The organism is Haemophilus sputorum CCUG 13788, assembly GCF_000238795.1.
In the GTDB taxonomy this organism is placed as follows: domain Bacteria; phylum Pseudomonadota; class Gammaproteobacteria; order Enterobacterales; family Pasteurellaceae; genus Haemophilus_A; species Haemophilus_A sputorum.
This window is the reverse complement of the sequence record NZ_AFNK01000053.1, coordinates 108,517-123,631: the sequence shown is the minus strand read 5'-3', so window position 1 is coordinate 123,631 and position 15,115 is coordinate 108,517. Positions and strand designations below refer to the sequence as shown.

General features: G+C 38.1%; 19 protein-coding genes and 1 tRNA gene. 18 read left to right on the top strand and 2 right to left on the bottom strand.

The genetic code is table 11. From position 1 onward, the window contains the following. Nucleotides 1-748 precede the first annotated feature (748 nt). From gpU to HSP_RS0107280, 18 genes are all read left to right on the top strand, one after another. Complete coding sequence (gene gpU, locus HSP_RS0107365; protein ID WP_007524463.1) at nt 749-1,147, top strand: phage tail terminator protein; 399 nt, start codon at nt 749-751, stop codon at nt 1,145-1,147. A 10-nt stretch (nt 1,148-1,157) separates the two neighbouring features. Continuing rightward, on the top strand, nt 1,158-2,348 hold the full coding sequence (locus tag HSP_RS0107360; protein ID WP_007525147.1) for a phage major capsid protein: 1,191 nt from the start codon (nt 1,158-1,160) through the stop codon (nt 2,346-2,348). Nucleotides 2,349-2,392: 44 nt separating this feature from the next. After that, nucleotides 2,393-2,959: an HK97 family phage prohead protease gene (locus HSP_RS0107355; RefSeq protein ID WP_007525430.1), complete on the top strand. Its 567-nt coding sequence runs from the start codon at nt 2,393-2,395 to the stop codon at nt 2,957-2,959. Nucleotide 2,960: 1 nt separating this feature from the next. Next, a complete protein-coding gene (locus HSP_RS0107350; RefSeq protein ID WP_007525321.1) occupies nt 2,961-4,172 on the top strand; it encodes a phage portal protein in 1,212 nt (403 codons plus the stop codon). A gap of 7 nt (nt 4,173-4,179) precedes the next feature. Beyond that, nucleotides 4,180-4,536 (top strand): phage head closure protein, encoded by a 357-nt coding sequence (locus HSP_RS0107345; RefSeq protein ID WP_007524361.1) that lies wholly within the window; start codon nt 4,180-4,182, stop codon nt 4,534-4,536. Next, nucleotides 4,523-4,834 carry a head-tail connector protein gene (locus HSP_RS0107340; RefSeq protein WP_007524113.1) on the top strand — a complete coding sequence of 104 codons (312 nt, stop codon included), beginning with the start codon at nt 4,523-4,525 and terminating at the stop codon, nt 4,832-4,834. The genes HSP_RS0107345 and HSP_RS0107340 overlap by 14 nt, the downstream gene beginning before the upstream one ends. A 7-nt stretch (nt 4,835-4,841) precedes the next feature. Next, the gene (locus HSP_RS11230; protein ID WP_010129717.1) at nt 4,842-5,198 is read left to right on the top strand and encodes an HNH endonuclease signature motif containing protein; all 357 of its coding nucleotides are present in this window, start codon (nt 4,842-4,844) and stop codon (nt 5,196-5,198) included. Between the two features lie 420 nt (nt 5,199-5,618). Continuing rightward, nucleotides 5,619-5,996 (top strand): phage terminase small subunit P27 family, encoded by a 378-nt coding sequence (locus tag HSP_RS0107330; RefSeq protein WP_007524682.1) that lies wholly within the window; start codon nt 5,619-5,621, stop codon nt 5,994-5,996. Nucleotides 5,997-6,003: 7 nt separating this feature from the next. After that, nucleotides 6,004-7,671: a terminase large subunit gene (locus tag HSP_RS0107325; RefSeq protein ID WP_007525146.1), complete on the top strand. Its 1,668-nt coding sequence runs from the start codon at nt 6,004-6,006 to the stop codon at nt 7,669-7,671. Nucleotides 7,672-7,684: 13 nt separating this feature from the next. After that, nucleotides 7,685-8,152, top strand: a complete 468-nt coding sequence (locus HSP_RS0107320) for an HK97-gp10 family putative phage morphogenesis protein (protein WP_007524623.1) — start codon at nt 7,685-7,687, stop codon at nt 8,150-8,152. A gap of 385 nt (nt 8,153-8,537) precedes the next feature. Then, on the top strand, nt 8,538-9,362 hold the full coding sequence (locus HSP_RS0107315; RefSeq protein WP_007523967.1) for a hypothetical protein: 825 nt from the start codon (nt 8,538-8,540) through the stop codon (nt 9,360-9,362). Between the two features lie 166 nt (nt 9,363-9,528). After that, the gene (locus tag HSP_RS0107310) at nt 9,529-9,732 is read left to right on the top strand and encodes a helix-turn-helix transcriptional regulator (RefSeq protein ID WP_007524867.1); all 204 of its coding nucleotides are present in this window, start codon (nt 9,529-9,531) and stop codon (nt 9,730-9,732) included. Nucleotides 9,733-9,747: 15 nt separating this feature from the next. Further along, on the top strand, nt 9,748-10,059 hold the full coding sequence (locus HSP_RS0107305; protein WP_007524480.1) for a hypothetical protein: 312 nt from the start codon (nt 9,748-9,750) through the stop codon (nt 10,057-10,059). A gap of 155 nt (nt 10,060-10,214) precedes the next feature. After that, nucleotides 10,215-10,799 (top strand): ash family protein, encoded by a 585-nt coding sequence (locus HSP_RS0107300; protein WP_007524631.1) that lies wholly within the window; start codon nt 10,215-10,217, stop codon nt 10,797-10,799. Continuing rightward, nucleotides 10,792-11,046 carry a hypothetical protein gene (locus tag HSP_RS0107295; RefSeq protein ID WP_007524158.1) on the top strand — a complete coding sequence of 85 codons (255 nt, stop codon included), beginning with the start codon at nt 10,792-10,794 and terminating at the stop codon, nt 11,044-11,046. Before HSP_RS0107300 ends, HSP_RS0107295 begins: the two co-directional genes overlap by 8 nt. A gap of 4 nt (nt 11,047-11,050) precedes the next feature. Further along, on the top strand, nt 11,051-11,257 hold the full coding sequence (locus HSP_RS0107290) for a hypothetical protein (RefSeq protein WP_007524193.1): 207 nt from the start codon (nt 11,051-11,053) through the stop codon (nt 11,255-11,257). Between the two features lies 1 nt (nt 11,258). Beyond that, the gene (locus HSP_RS0107285; protein ID WP_007525234.1) at nt 11,259-11,645 is read left to right on the top strand and encodes a hypothetical protein; all 387 of its coding nucleotides are present in this window, start codon (nt 11,259-11,261) and stop codon (nt 11,643-11,645) included. After that, on the top strand, nt 11,639-13,375 hold the full coding sequence (locus HSP_RS0107280; protein ID WP_007524869.1) for a DNA primase family protein: 1,737 nt from the start codon (nt 11,639-11,641) through the stop codon (nt 13,373-13,375). Before HSP_RS0107285 ends, HSP_RS0107280 begins: the two co-directional genes overlap by 7 nt. A gap of 159 nt (nt 13,376-13,534) precedes the next feature. Here HSP_RS0107280 and HSP_RS0107275 read toward each other — a convergent pair whose 3' ends face one another. Both HSP_RS0107275 and HSP_RS0107270 read right to left on the bottom strand, forming a co-directional pair. Then, nucleotides 13,535-14,776: a tyrosine-type recombinase/integrase gene (locus tag HSP_RS0107275; RefSeq protein ID WP_007525426.1), complete on the bottom strand. Its 1,242-nt coding sequence runs from the start codon at nt 14,774-14,776 to the stop codon at nt 13,535-13,537. Nucleotides 14,777-14,973: 197 nt separating this feature from the next. Then, a tRNA-Leu gene (locus tag HSP_RS0107270) sits at nt 14,974-15,059 on the bottom strand. Nucleotides 15,060-15,115 lie beyond the last annotated feature (56 nt).

Sequence of the window (15,115 nt, the reverse complement as noted above, 5' to 3'; positions counted from 1 at the left end):
AAATCACCTAAAATAGAATAAAAAATAAGCAATTGATTAAAATGCGCTTATTTTCTACAATTTTTTTAGAATTTTAGTGATCCCTTGAAAAACAACCTTTCTCAAGGGATCATTCAAGGGATCAGTAAAGTTAGGATAATAGGCAACAATATGAAACAATAAGCAACAATAAAAGATTGTAACTATTTGATTTTAAAGACAATATGCAACAGGAAAGACTATAAAAGACAGGTTTTTGGTGCAGTGGTCGGACTCGACCTTAGCATTTAACACTCTGATATTAAAGGATTTTTCCTTATCTATTTATTTCGTGGTTACAATCGTGGTTACATAAGGAAAAACTGAATGCTCCAATCCTTAGATAGCTAGTTACTGATTATTTTTTTAAATATAGAAGTTAGATTTTTTTCTTATAAAGTCGTCATGCCGTCATGTTTTTATAAAAAATATATATAAATCAATAACTTACATATTATAAACCCGTCATTAAGTCGTCATTAACCCGTCATTAAGTCGTCATTAACCCGTCATTAAGTCGTCATCTCTATTTTTCCTATAATTATCTTAGTTTTTACTTATATTTTCTTTTATTTGTACAAAAAAGAAGCAAACAAATTTTATCTACTCAACTACTTTTAACGTAGCTAACCGCTCAAATTTTATACTATTTACTTTATCTTTTTAGTGCTTATATTGTTTTATGGGCTAATTGTAGCCGTCTTAATTAAGATGATTATAAGGACTGAATATGCTTATTCATAAAAAAATCAGAACTGAAACAATCGCAACGCTTAAACCTCATTTATTAGAAAAGATGAAGCGTTTTTATAGTGGTAGATTACTGCGATTAAACGCAAGCGAGCAATGTCCAGCGATTGCAGTTTATTTAGAAAACATTGAATCAGAAGAAATCACTACTTGTGAAAGTGGTTTTGATGCCACGTTAAACATTGGAATTTACTTTCCGCCTAATGCTGGAGAAGATGAATTAGATTCGGTGGCCGAAATAGTTAGTAATGTTATGACTAGCACGGAATTTGATTCGTTAGATAGTGTTTCGTTGAAAGGTTATCGTTATGAATATGACGAAGAACAAGCGACTTGGGTTTCATCTACTCTTCTGTTCGCAGTAAGTTACAACGATTAAGGGGAAAGTTATGTTTAAAAAATTATTAGAGTTACGCCAACAAAAGGCAGAAAAAGTAGCAGAAATGCGAGCAATGCTTGAGAAAGCAGAAAAAGAAAACCGCTCTTTAAATGAAGCTGAATCAGCGGACTTTGAGAAGTTAAAAGATTTGATTAAGCAAATGAGCGATGAAATCAGTAAATACGAAACCGTAGCAGATGAAGAACGCAGCCTTGAAGGGCAAGCGCACTCTGTGGAACAACGTAGCACAAAACAACACTCAAATGATGAGTTACGCCATTACATTAAAACCGGCGAGCTTCGCAATTTAACAACTACTAACGGCGAAGATGGTGGCTATTCAGTTATTCCACAGTTAGACAAAGAAGTGATGAAACGCTTAACAGACGATAGCGTGATGCGTCAGCTTTGTAATGTGGTGCGCTTGCCTATGGGTGCTAAAGAATACAAAAAACTTGTTTCCGCAGGTGGTGCAACTGTAACGCATGGCACAGAGGGAACGGCACGCGCTGGCACTACAACGCCTAAACTCCATGAAGTTACTATCGCATTAAATTCTATCTATGCTTACCCGAAAACTACGCAAGAGATTTTAGACTTCTCTAGCATTGATGTTTTAGGCTGGTTAACTGATGAAATTGCTGAAACCTTTACCGAAACGGAAGAAGTTGACTTAACCTCTGGCGATGGTAACAAGAAAGCAAAAGGCTTCTTAGCTTATGACCGCACAACCGAAGATGACAAAACTCGACAATTCGGCAAACTTCAAAAAATCGAAGTGGCTGGCGTAGCTAAAATTGATGCTGATAATTTAATTGATGCTTTCTATATGCTTCATAGCAAATACCGTAAAAATGCAGTTTGGGTAATGTCATCTACTATTGCAGCAGTATTACAGAAACTCAAAAACAAAAACGGCGATTATATCTGGCGCGATGGTTTAACAGCAGATGCACCAGCAACTTTATTAGGCCGTCCAGTATATTTCTTAGAAACAATGCCAACAGGCGGCGTGAATAAACCAGTAATTGCTTTTGGTGACTTCAAGCGCGGTTACTTCATTGTAGATCATGAAACAGGCGTAAGAACTCGCCCAGACAACCTAACAGAAGCGGGCTTCTACAAAGTACACACCGATAAATACTTAGGCGGTGGCGTGGTCGATTCAAATGCGATTAAAGTAATTGAAACTACAGCATAAACCATAAAGGGGGCGTAAGCCCCTTTTTGCTTAATAGGTAGCATATGAAACAAGAATTTGAAATCCGCTCAACAACCCTTTCAACTGATGAAGAAAATCAAAAGCTAGTTGGTTACGCTGTTAAATGGAATAGCCCCTCTCAAGTGCTTTACTGTGATTTTGTAGAGCTTTTTGCTCCAAACGCATTTAGCGAAAGCCTAGCAAGTAGCGAAGATATTCGCGCACTCTTTGAACACGATTACACCAAGCTACTAGGACGAACAAGCGCAGGAACGTTAAAACTTGAAGAAGATTCTATCGGTTTACGTTTTGAGCTTACCCCACCAGATACGACACTAGGGAAAGATTTATTAGTTAGTGTTGCTCGAGGCGATATTACAGGAATGTCTTTTGGCTTCTACGCAACTCAAGAAGAATGGAAGTTTGATACCGAGCCTTGCCAAAGAACAGTACTTAAAGCAGAACTGTTTGAAATTACAGTAACAAGCATTCCAGCTTACCCAGAAAGTAGTGTAGAAATCGCCAAGCGCTCAATGGCTGCTGCTAAAGGGCAAGCAAGCAGTAAATCAGCCTCACACTTTAAACGCTGGTTAGAAGTTATGGAGGCGTAGAATGTGGAATCCATTTAGACGAAAAGAACAACGCAGCGCAACACTTAGTGTTGATGAGCTTTTATCTTATATGAACGTAAGTAATACAGGTGCGGGGGAATTTGTCAGCCCTCAAACCGCAGAAGCCTTACCCGCTGTAATGAATGCTGTAACAGTAATTGCAGAGGCTGTGGCTTCTATGCCTTGCTATTTGTATTCATTAAAAGAAGATGGCCGCGAAAGAGTTTATCAGCACCCAGTAGAATATCTGCTTAATGAAATGCCGAACCGCAATCAAACACCTTACCAGTTTAAATATACGATGATGCGCCATTGCTTATTAACTGGCAACGCGTATGCCGTTATTGAATGGAATCATAAGGGCGAGCCAGTAAGCCTAACACCGTATCAACCTAGCGCAGTAAACATCTATCAGAAAACAACTGGCGAATACATTTATCAAATCACAGACTTAAACGGAGTTACAAAAAACTATCTTCAAGATGAAGTCTTACATTTGCGCCATAGCTCTTTAGATGGATTTATGGGGCGCTCGCCTATTGCTATTTGCCGTGAAACAGTTGGACTAGGTTTAGCACAACAGCGACACGGTTCAGCCATTATGAAAAACGGCTTAATGGCTAGCGGCTTAATCTCTACTGCTGATTGGCTAGATGAAGCAAAAGGGCGAAAAGCAATGGAAGCGCTAGAGCGTTTCAAAGGTGCGAAGAACGCAGGGAAAACCCCAATCCTTGAAGGCTCAATGGAATATAAGCAGCTAGGTATGACAAACCAAGATGCAGAATGGTTACAGAGCCGAACCTTTACTATTTCTGATATTGCTCGAATCTACAACATCAGCCCAATTTTCTTACAGGACTATTCAAATAGTAGCTATGCGAACTTCAGCGAAGCAAGCCGAGCTTTTCTATCTCAAACATTAAGACCGTGGCTAACTAACTTTGAGCAACAATTAAAAGATGCGCTCATGATTGACTTAACAAGTAATAGCAAAAAGCGCTTTTTAATTGAGTTTGACACCAGCGACTTATTGCGAACAAGCCAGAGCGAGCGATTCAGTAGCTATGATGTAGCTATAAAAGCGGGCGTAATGTCCCCTAATGAAGTACGCAGACGAGAAGGACTTGCGCCTTATGCTGGAGGCGATGAATTCAGTCAAGCATGGAAACAAACTGTAGAAGTTAAACGTGCTAATAGCGGAAATAAAGAATGAGGTATATATGGGCAGAATGATTAAAGCCGGCAAATATAACAAGGTAGTTACCATTCAAAAGCGAGACTATAAAAGAGAACAAGCCGCTAATCAGTATGGAGAAAATAAGGCTGTTTGGCGAAATGTTGCAACAGTGCGGGCAAGCGTAGAGCCACTACAAGGACGAGAGTATTTTAGTGGACCTTTTCAAATGGGGGAAAACATTATCCGCATTCGCATTCGTTATCTTGAAGGCATTACAAATAAAATGCGGGTTAAATATGGAAATCGTCTTTTAGCTATTTATTCCGTAATTGACAGCATGGAAGCGCATAGAGAATTACAGTTAATGTGTAAAGAGGGAGAAGCTCATGCTGAATATTGATTTAACTATTGATGAAGTAAAACAGCATTTAAATATAGATCATGATTTAGATGATGACTTGCTTGAGGGCTACAAGGCAGCAGCGCTCGAAGTATGCCAAACGCATATAGGGAAAACTTTTGGAGAAACCAAAACGGAAACCACTATTCCATTTTCTCCAGCAATCAAAGTAGGCTGCTTGCTTTATATCGGGCTTTTATACACAAGCCGAGAAATGACTACCGACACAGCGCAAGCAGTAATCCCAATGACGATTAAAGCATTGTGGGAAGTGTACAGAGAACCCGCTATCTATTGAGGTACTTATGCCTTACCAACCGTTAAGAAGATGCAGTTACCCTAACTGTAAAAATAAGGTTAAGTCTGGCAGATGCGAAGAACATAAGCCAAAGGATACAAGAGTAAGCAGCAGCGCTCGCGGATATAACTATGCGTGGAGCAAATACCGCTTGAAATACTTACGGCTTCACCCGCTCTGTGTAATGTGCCTCAAGAAAGGAATCTACACACCCGCAACTGTAATAGACCATATAACGCCAGTAGAGAACGGACAAGCGGACCCACTATTCTGGGTAGAAGATAACCATCAAGCACTTTGTAGAGATTGCCATAGCTACAAGACAAGGGTAATTGATAAACGAGGATTTGGGGCGAAGAAGTGAACCGTTTTGATATCGAAACAATTGAAGTATGAACATATGTACACAGTTGAGTTGAGTACATAAGTGTACAACTGAATTATGGTTATTATGACCACAGTTGAGTTATGGTCATATGACCACAACTAATCAGAGACAAACAGAAAAGAACGGGTATCTTCTGCAACTGTGGTTATATGGTAACAGTTGAGTTATGGAGCTAAAAAATAAAGCTGCCCTCAAAATTGAGGAGAGGTCGTTATAACCTCTAGGGCATCATCATTCAAGCCAAAACAACCGCTTTTTAGTGGGGTATCAGCCATTTCCTGATACCCTCTCACACACAAGGTGGGGGGAGTTTTAAAAGAAAGTAGCAAGCCTAAAGAACCGCCCGCCCCCTTAAATTTTTACGCACGGCATTTTTTTTGAAAATAAGGACACGCAATGACAACAAAGAACAAGAAAAAAACACACAACCCACCTAGCTTTTTAGACCCAATCGCAAAAGCTGTATGGAAAGACAGAATCCCGCAACTTCTCGAACGTGGAGATATTGAAGAAGCAGACTTAATTCATCTCGAATTATATTGCGTAAATTATTCACTCTTTCGCGCGGCAGTAGAAGATATTCACAAAAACGGCTTTTCAATCGTAAATAGTCAAGGCACGCAATCTCGCAACCCTGCTCTTTCTGCTAAAGCTGATGCGGAAAAAGTGATGGTTAAAATGTCATCTCTTTTAGGATTTGACCCAGTAAGCCGCAGAAAAAATCCTATTGAGGTAGAAGCGGCAGATATGTTCGATCAAGTGCTTACAATGTAGGTAGAAAATGGCAATCTGGCAAGCATACGCAGAGAAAGTAAGAACAGGCGAGATAGTGGCTTGTAAGAAGATAAAACAAGCCGTAGAGCGTTATTTTAGCGATTTAGAGAACCCCGATTATTTCTTTGATGAAAACGTGGTAAATAAATTCCTCGCCTTTTCTAAACTATGCCCGCACGTTAAAGGACATTTGCGCGGTCAGCCTATTATTCTTTCAGATTGGCAAGTGTTTTTATTTGCTAACATATTAGGCTTTAAGCGCAAAGATACAGGCTTGAGAAAGTATCGCTCTGCTTATATTCAAGTAGCAAGAAAGAACGCTAAATCAACCGTAGCAGCCGTATTAGCTAACTGGTTTCTATTGGTAGAAGATGGCCAACAAGATATTTACACCGCAGCAGTAAGCCGAGACCAAGCTAGAATCGTTTTTGATGATGCTCGCCAAATGTGCTTACTTTCTGCCCCACTAAAGAAACGCCTTAACATTCAACAACACAAGCTAATCAACCCTAAAAGCAATAGTATTATGCGACCGCTTGCCGCTAAATCTTCAACTATTGAGGGAACGAATCCAAGCCTTGCTATTGTAGATGAATACCACTTACACACAGATAATAGCGTTTATAGTGCTTTAGAGCTAGGACAAGGCGCTCGCCCAGAAGGCTTGCTCTTTGCTATCACAACTGCTGGAAGCAATGTTATTTCAGCTTGTAAACAACACTATGATTATTGCGCGCAAATCCTAGACGGAAATGAACAGAATGACAGCTTGTTTGTTTTAATCTTTGAGCTAGACGAAGGAAACGAAATAGACAACCCTGAAAACTGGATAAAAGCAAATCCCAATATAGGCAAATCCATTCCTTACCTTGATTTTGAGAACACTATCAAGAAAGCACGAGGCATTCCATCTGAATGGGTGGAGATGTTAACCAAGCGCTTTAATGTATGGTGTCAAGGAACGACCCCATGGCTAGGCGAGGGGAACTGGGCGCAATGTCAACGACAATACACAGATAGCGATTTACTGCACCAAGATTGCTATTTAGGCTTAGATTTATCAAGTACTAACGACTTAACCAGCCTTTGTTATACGTTCCCTCATGGAAATAAAGCCCGCTTGTTTACACGGCATTACATTCCAGAATTTCAGCTTAATAACGTGGCTAATAAAAACCGTGCTATATATCGAAACTGGGTGCGTAGCGGGTGGTTAATTGTTACAGAGGGCGATTGTATCGATTATGACAAAATCAGAGACGATATTCTAAAAGATGCCGAACGCTTTAATATAAAAATGATTGGCTTTGATGTATGGAACGCAACCCATTTACGCACACAATTACAAACTGCAGGGCTTGAAGTTGAACCATTCCCGCAAACCTATCAGCGGTTCAGCCCAGTAGCTAAAAGTGCTGAAGTATTGATAAATAGACAAATGATAGAACATAACGGCGACCCTGTGCTTGCTTGGGCGCTATCAAATGTTGTTATGGAAACAGATGCGAACGCTAATATCAAGCCTAATAAGAAAAAGGCAGCAAACAAGATAGACCCCGCAGTCGCTTTTCTAATGTCTTTTGGAACTTATCAATTAGAATATGGCGATTTAATCTTTGAGCTTTCAGAAGAACATAAAAACGCGCTTGCTGAATTTAATGGAATTAATTTATAAGGAGCAACTACTAATGGTTACAAAAATAACAGGATTAAAAGAGTTAGAGGGAAATTTAAAAAAGCTCGTAAAAGAGGTAAAAAAGAATACCAGAAAAGCAGTTAGAAAAGGCCTTAATAGCGCAGCTAATTCGCTTGAAAAATCAATTAAGCCACAGGTTCCAGTGTTAAATAAAAGCACTGATTTTCGCCAAAAAGGAACGATAAAGAATAACGTTAGGCATAAAACAAAAGTAGCGAAAGATGGTTTAAGCGGCATTACAACAATTCGCGTAATGAGAACGAAAGGCAGAAGAATGGCCAGAGTTGGGGAAAATACCCGAGACAAAACAGACCCTTTCTACTGGTGGATGGTAGAATACGGCACAGTTAAAATGAAAGGTCGTGGCTATATGGAAAAAGGATTTAAAGCAGGCGAAGAACGAGCAATGAAAATCGCAGAAGAAATCGTAAAGGAAGAACTAAAAAAATCATTTAAATAATAAAAAAGCCCACCGCTACGAAACAGTGGGCTTTTTCTGACTTACTCGATACTTGTAGCTTAATGAGTTATGACATCGAACAAGACCAAACAAACCGCGGTATGGTTATTGCCATTATGCGCTTAAATTTTTGGTATCTCCCTATAAGAAAGAAGATACCAATATTGAGAGGACTTTAAGAATATGCCAATACCTTAAAGCCAAGATTATTATAGTTTATTTTTCTACAAGGGAAAATAGAAGTAACTTAACGTAACTAAACGATGATAAAATAATTTCACTATTTCTTAAAAAATTAACGCATCTAGGTTAGCTCCCGAAAGCAAGAAACCTTATCTTGTTGATGCGTTCCTATCATAAGGGCAAAATGCGAAAGGGGCATTTTATGAAAGACCGTGAGAATTTCTTTAAGGAAATACGCTTAAAGTTATTTAATGGGGATAACACTTCTGAATTATCTAACCTCATATATTTAATTGAAGAACATTTAAAGAGTTTAACATTAAAGGATATAAAGGAAACTCAGGAATGGATAGATGAAACGATTGATATGTATTATTCTGATATATTAAATGATGCTATTAAGGAAGCTGAAAATACATTTGAATACTATCAAGATGAAAACGGTCATTATATTGAACACAATAAATATATGAAACAAGTGTGGTATGACCGATATGAGCCTAATGTTGATTTAATTATTGAAGATTTTAACGTTGAAATCAGATATATGGATAATGACAGTAATATCATTGAATGGCTGCTTGAAATAGGTTATAGGGATACTGGTTTAATTGATGAAATAGAAAATCATCAAATTATGGCTATTATGGCACTTGAATATATTGAGCGTTTTATAAATGGCAATCTTAGAAATCAAGATGCTTTCAGAGCTTTTCTAGCTTTTATCTCTGCTGAAAGATTTAAACGTGAATTAGAAGCCAAAGAAATAAAAACACAATCTAAAAAAGAAATGTCCGAAAAAGCCTCAAAAGCTAGACATAAAGAAAATCACAGAATGAAAGAGGTTGTAATAAGCCGCTGGAAAAATCATTTAGAAACCAAAACTAAAGAAGGCAAACAAGCAAGTAAAACAAGTTTTTCACAAAAAATCTTTAAGGAATTAGAAGAAGCTCATAAAAAAGATCCTATAAATAATAAACTATACTCTTTTAAAACTATCCGCAATAATTGGTTACAAGGTATCTAATACCTTTTACTCGGAAAGGTTATACCCTGTAATAGCATAGGTTTATCTTTACCTTGTATAGGATATTTTTAGCCATTCTGAAATTTCATTAAATACCTACCGTCTAGACAACTCAACGAAATACAACTGCATTTCACACGGTTAAACTAACGGTAGGTATTTTTTTATGAACCAATCAAAAACCCAATCTAAAAAACTTATTTCAGGCAAAGAAGTAACAGCCATTGTAGGCTTTGGCCGCACTAAACTGAATTTACTTGTAGGCGCAAAACAATTCCCGCAGCCAATCCGCTTTTCACAAAACTTTATCCGTTGGGATTTAGAAGAAGTTAATCAATGGATTGAGGAACAAAAAGCATCACGAGCTTAAACAGGGAGGCAAACAATGGGTAAAGGAAGAAAACCAATTCAATTTCTAAAAGTTCTTAATCGAATTATTTTTTCTGATGTTAGCGGAATAGATGGTTATTCAATGGATATGACATCAGCTCGTAATTACATTAGTGAGCTTGAGCGTAAACATTTAACCGAAAAAGTGAAACGCACGAGAGAAAAAACAAAAGACGGTTTAGGACAATACTACCGTTATGAAGTGGCAAATAAGCAGCAGTTAAAGCAAGTTATTGCTATTTACAAGGCTAAAGGTGGCGAGCTTACAGAGGCTCAAGAAAAACAAGCCTATTCACGCTTTGAATAGAAAAAGAAAGCACCGCAAGGATCGCCCAAGCGGTGCAGTTCCTCAACCTGAGATATAAGACTACTCGCTATAAGTTGTGTACATATGCCAACAACTGGGAAAAGTTCCGCAACTTCAGAAATCACACTAATTTCAATTCATAAAAAGAGTTAAATATGAATCAAAATCAAGTTAATTATACATTAAATGAAAAACTTTCACAATTTAAAAGTTTGACAAGTTCTAATGTTTCTAATACATTTGACAACGTTATCACTAAATTGATGACCGAGCCTGAGAACTCGAAGAAATTATCACTGGCGAACACTAGCACGCCTTTAAATAACCGTGCTTTTTTTGTTCGTGGATTACACACACCCAAAGAAAACAACCAAATCAAAACAGGTTTTGTTGTGTTTCTATCAAATGAATTTAACCAGACCAATTTTGGTCTCGTTGAATCTCTATCAATGGTAGCGTGTAATGGGAAAGGTTTCGCCCTTTGCTGTATTCCAGTGATTGCAGTTTCTCAGCCCGTTACACGTTACCGCCCAAAGCCTGAGAACTTCCAAGCGGTAGCCCTTCAAAAATCTTCACTGGAGCTGTTAGCTATGTTCTACAAATTTCTAATCATAGGCGAAAACCGTCTAAAAATCTCAATCCTAGCAAGCAACGAGAAAGAAGCTCGCTCTCTCTTAAGTTTAACCTCTACCGCCGTCTTAATTGCCCGCACACCAGCAAAAGGGGGCTTATATGCGTAAATTCACACCACCAACGCACACTGTATTTAGCACGGAACAAGTAAATAAAATCGAGGCTTCCGCAAGATACGCTCACGCAATTTTGACACTCATTCAAAATGACAGCCCAAATAATGAAAGTGATGAGCCTGAAGAATTCTTTACCAGTACAAGCGCTATAAAGACCGCTATTTCAGCAGTCCAATACTTCCTTGAAGAGATTGAGGAAAGCAGCAAAAACGGCAAACTTGTAAGAATTGAGGAATAACAAAATGGCTAAAAAAACACTAACCCAAAAAGAAAAATTTACTGAAGCAACGTTCAAATGCTGGCAGGCAGCAACCCTATTAGAGGCCATGTCTAAATCTCGTCTTTCTGAAATGGACGGCACAGATATTAGCGTGGCGCTCGAAGGGATTCATAGAATTTTAGCTTCAGCATTGTATGAAATGGAAGATTTAGAAGTGGCGGGGGAATAACATGAGAGATTTAGAACAAGAATACCAAGATGCTATCAAAGAGCTTTCCAAATGTGAAAAACAGATGCTTTCAGCAATATATAATAACGATGCTCAACAGATATTCCCGCTATTAGATGAAACTCAAAAAATTGTTAATGACGTTTTATTGGGATCTACTCCACCAGATAAAGTGTTATTTGATATGTTAAAAGAAATTATAACCTTGAGAAAATACTTGATTAAAGTGTCTTTCAAGATTGAAAAAGCTAGAGAGCCGGCGGGGGTAGTTGAAGGCTTATTATTACACGCTGCATTGAATTTTGTTTTGAATTTACTCTACCGACAACAACAGATTATTGAAATGAAATTAGGTATCTCTGCGCCTAAAGGGAGTCTCTTATGCTAGCGCCAAATGTAAAAGTACAGCCAAAAGGCAAGCCATTCGAGGCTTATATCATTGCGGGAAGCGATGCCCTAAATAAAGAGCGAGCTAAACTAATTTGTGAATTAACACGAGCTGAACAAGGTTATAAACCTGTAATTCTAACCAGAGAAGCTATAGAGGAAGAAAGAGAGTTAGCCATAAAATGCGGTAAGGTTAGCATCTTTCGAGCAGGCGAATTAAGCGAGAAAGACAAGTGGGCTATTTGTGAAAATTTAGCTGCAAACTCTACTGCTGAAGAAGTTATTTTCTATGATGAAGCAGGTCAACCGGAACGAGATGAATCAGGCAATCTAATTGCGGACAGTAGCGACTTTGTTAAAAAATTGCGCGATGAATACCAGAGTAAAGAGCTGATTAAAGTCAAAGAAACAGACCGAGCAAGCGAAAAAGCAAGCGCATTCCGTAGATGGTTTAACGAGGATTTAGCCATACAGCGAGGAAGTGGAGAATTCTTTCGTTATACCGGTAAAGTATGGGAAAAAGTCGATGCTGAAGATATTGAATCAGCTATGGTAAATTTCTTTGATGAGAATAGATTAGGTTATAGTGATCGCACAATTAGCACTGTTATTAAGACTTTTAAAATTCAGTTGCCAAAAATGGACGAACCACCAGAAGATTCTATATTTTTTGATAATGGAATACTAAATTGTAAAACGCTAGTATTTGAACCTCATAAGCGTGAAAACTGGTTAACAACATACATTCCGCATACTTACAATGAAACCGCAGTTGGAACACCTATTTTTGATAAATGGCTTAATTTTGTAGCAGACGGCAATCAGGAAAAGGCTAGAAATATCTTAGCCGCTTTGTATGCGATTTTAACTAATCGCTACAACTGGCAGATATTTTTCCAAGTAACAGGAAAAGGCGGTAGTGGAAAATCGGTATTTGCCAACATTGCAACACTATTAGTTGGAGAAAAGAACATTGGAGCAGGTAGATTAGAAAACTTTGACGATGAAAGGGGGCTTGCTGGATTTGAAGATAAAAAATTGATTATTTGCGCAGAGCAAACGAAATACGCTGGAGATGGAAGCGGTGTAAAAGCGGTAACTGGTGGAGATACTGTGCGGATAAGACACAACTACTGTTCGCCTATCAATACTAAAGTAAAGGCTTCAGTACTGATTATTAACAATGAGCCGTGTAAATGGACTGAACGTAACGGCGGTGTAGATAGACGAGCTGTGAATTTTTGTTTTGATAAAGTAGTTCCAGAGAAAGAGCGAGACCCTGATTTCATGGACAAAATCACGCTTGAAGTAGGCGGAATTATTAGAAAGTTACTTAATGAGTTCTCAGACCCTATGGAGGCAAAAGCAGCTTTAGAAAGACAACAGAAAAGTAAAGAGTCTTTGAAAATTAAGATGGATTCCGACCCTTTAACGGCTTTCTTTGAGTACTTTTACACAACAGAAAAAATAGATGGGGTTTTTATTGGAAACGTTCCAAATGGTTTAGGCGACCCAAGCAAATATCTATATCATGCCTATCTTGGATATGTTAAGGCGTTAGGCTTAGCCGCGCTCAATGTAGTTAGATTTACTCAAGGCATTGAACAATCTCTAAATCAACATGGCAACGAATATCCTTTTAAAAAACACAAAACAGACAAGGGGCGTAAAACTAACGTCCACTTTAAAGACTTTAATGATTTTAAGAAAGAAATTCTAGAGCCACAATAACAGCGCGGGGGGAAACCCCCGCTTTTTTTGTATGATAATGCTTTTTAATGACGACCTAATGACGACCTGATGACGGTCATCATTCATTAACTCATTGATTTTAAATGAAAAAACAAAAAACATGACGACCTGACGACTAAAACATAAAAAAAAATCTTTTTAATTTCTATCTTTTACTTTATCAAAAGTTAAATCCATTCCGCATTGTTCGCAGTAATCGCCCCATAGCTGCATCAAAGGTCGTCTTAGCTCGATATATTCTGCTCGGTTATATGCTTGACTGGTTTCATTTCCAATTCTATGAGCAAGGCAACTTTCTGCCGCTCTAAAATCAACTGCTTGTTCTTCTAAATATGTTCTCGCGATAGAGCGTAATCCATGAGAATCTTGAATTCCTTGATAGCCAATTTTTCTTAATGCTCTCGTTATCGTTTCTTTGCTCATTGACTTATTAGGCTGACGATAATGTGGAAATACAAATTTATTTACACCGGTGATAGGTCGTAGATTTTCCAATATTTTAAGCATTTGAGCTGATAACGGTACTGTATGAGGATATTGCCCTTTCCGTGTTTTCTTCATTTTTTCAGCCGGTATAAACCAAAGTTTTTTATCAAAATCAATTTCAGACCATTCAGCACTTACAGCTTCAGCAGGTCGAACCATTGAGAGTAGTTGCCATTTGAAAAGCACTTTCGTAAGAAATTCTCTATTTGAGTTTTGGAAGTCGGTTATTAGCTTAGGTAGTTCACTTGGTGTAATTGCTGGGTGGTGCGTTTGCGCTTCTTTATGATATGCGATACTTACTTTTTGACAAGTATTAAAAGACAACACGCCCACAGTAACGGCATACTCTAAAATCTGATTCGCCAGATTTAGAATTCTGTGTAAGGTATCGTTTTTTCCTGCCTCATTTAATGGCTTTACCGCTTCTATTAGTATAGGGGGCGTTATTTTATCAATAGGATAATGACCGATGTTTGGGAATAAGTGATTTTCTAGGCGCTCCCAGTTTTTCCGCATCGTAGTTTCTTCAACTTCTCTCGCTCTTTTTTCTCTCCATCTTTCTGCCACTTTCAAAAAAGTATTTTCGTTTTTGGCCGCATTTATTCTTTCCTGTTCTTTTTTATGTTCTTGTGGATCGATATTTTTAGCAAGTAAAGCCAAGCATTCCTCTCTGATAGTCCTAGCTTCCGCGAGAGTAACAGTAGGGTAAACCCCTAATGATATTTTGGTTCGTTTTTTACTATATGGGCGAATGTAGTTAAAGCGCCATGTTTTAATGCCGCTTGGTAATACCAATAAGAACAGACCGTAACCATCTGTAAGGCTATATTCTTTATCCTTTGGCTTTGCTTTTTTTATTTCTGTATCTGTGAGCGGTTTAGTTATTTTAGGCATTATGCCCCCTTAATTTTCAGTTTTGTAACCATGAATTCTGATAATTATAGCGTGGTTACAATAATGGTTACATAAAAAGGCGTTAAAGCACGATTAAAAATGAGGGGCTATGATAGCAAGAGGCATTAAAAAATGCCCGTATAACAAGGCTCTAGAGATATTTTTGAGCGGTTATGATGGGCTTTAATTTGGTAAAGTGGTGCCAGTGGTCGGACTCGAACCGACACGCTTATTCAGCGGCGGATTTTGAATCCGCTACGTCTACCAATTTCGTCACACTGGCTAAGAAATTTGTTGGAGGGATTATAGAATAACTCTCATTTCTCTGGCAAGTAAAAA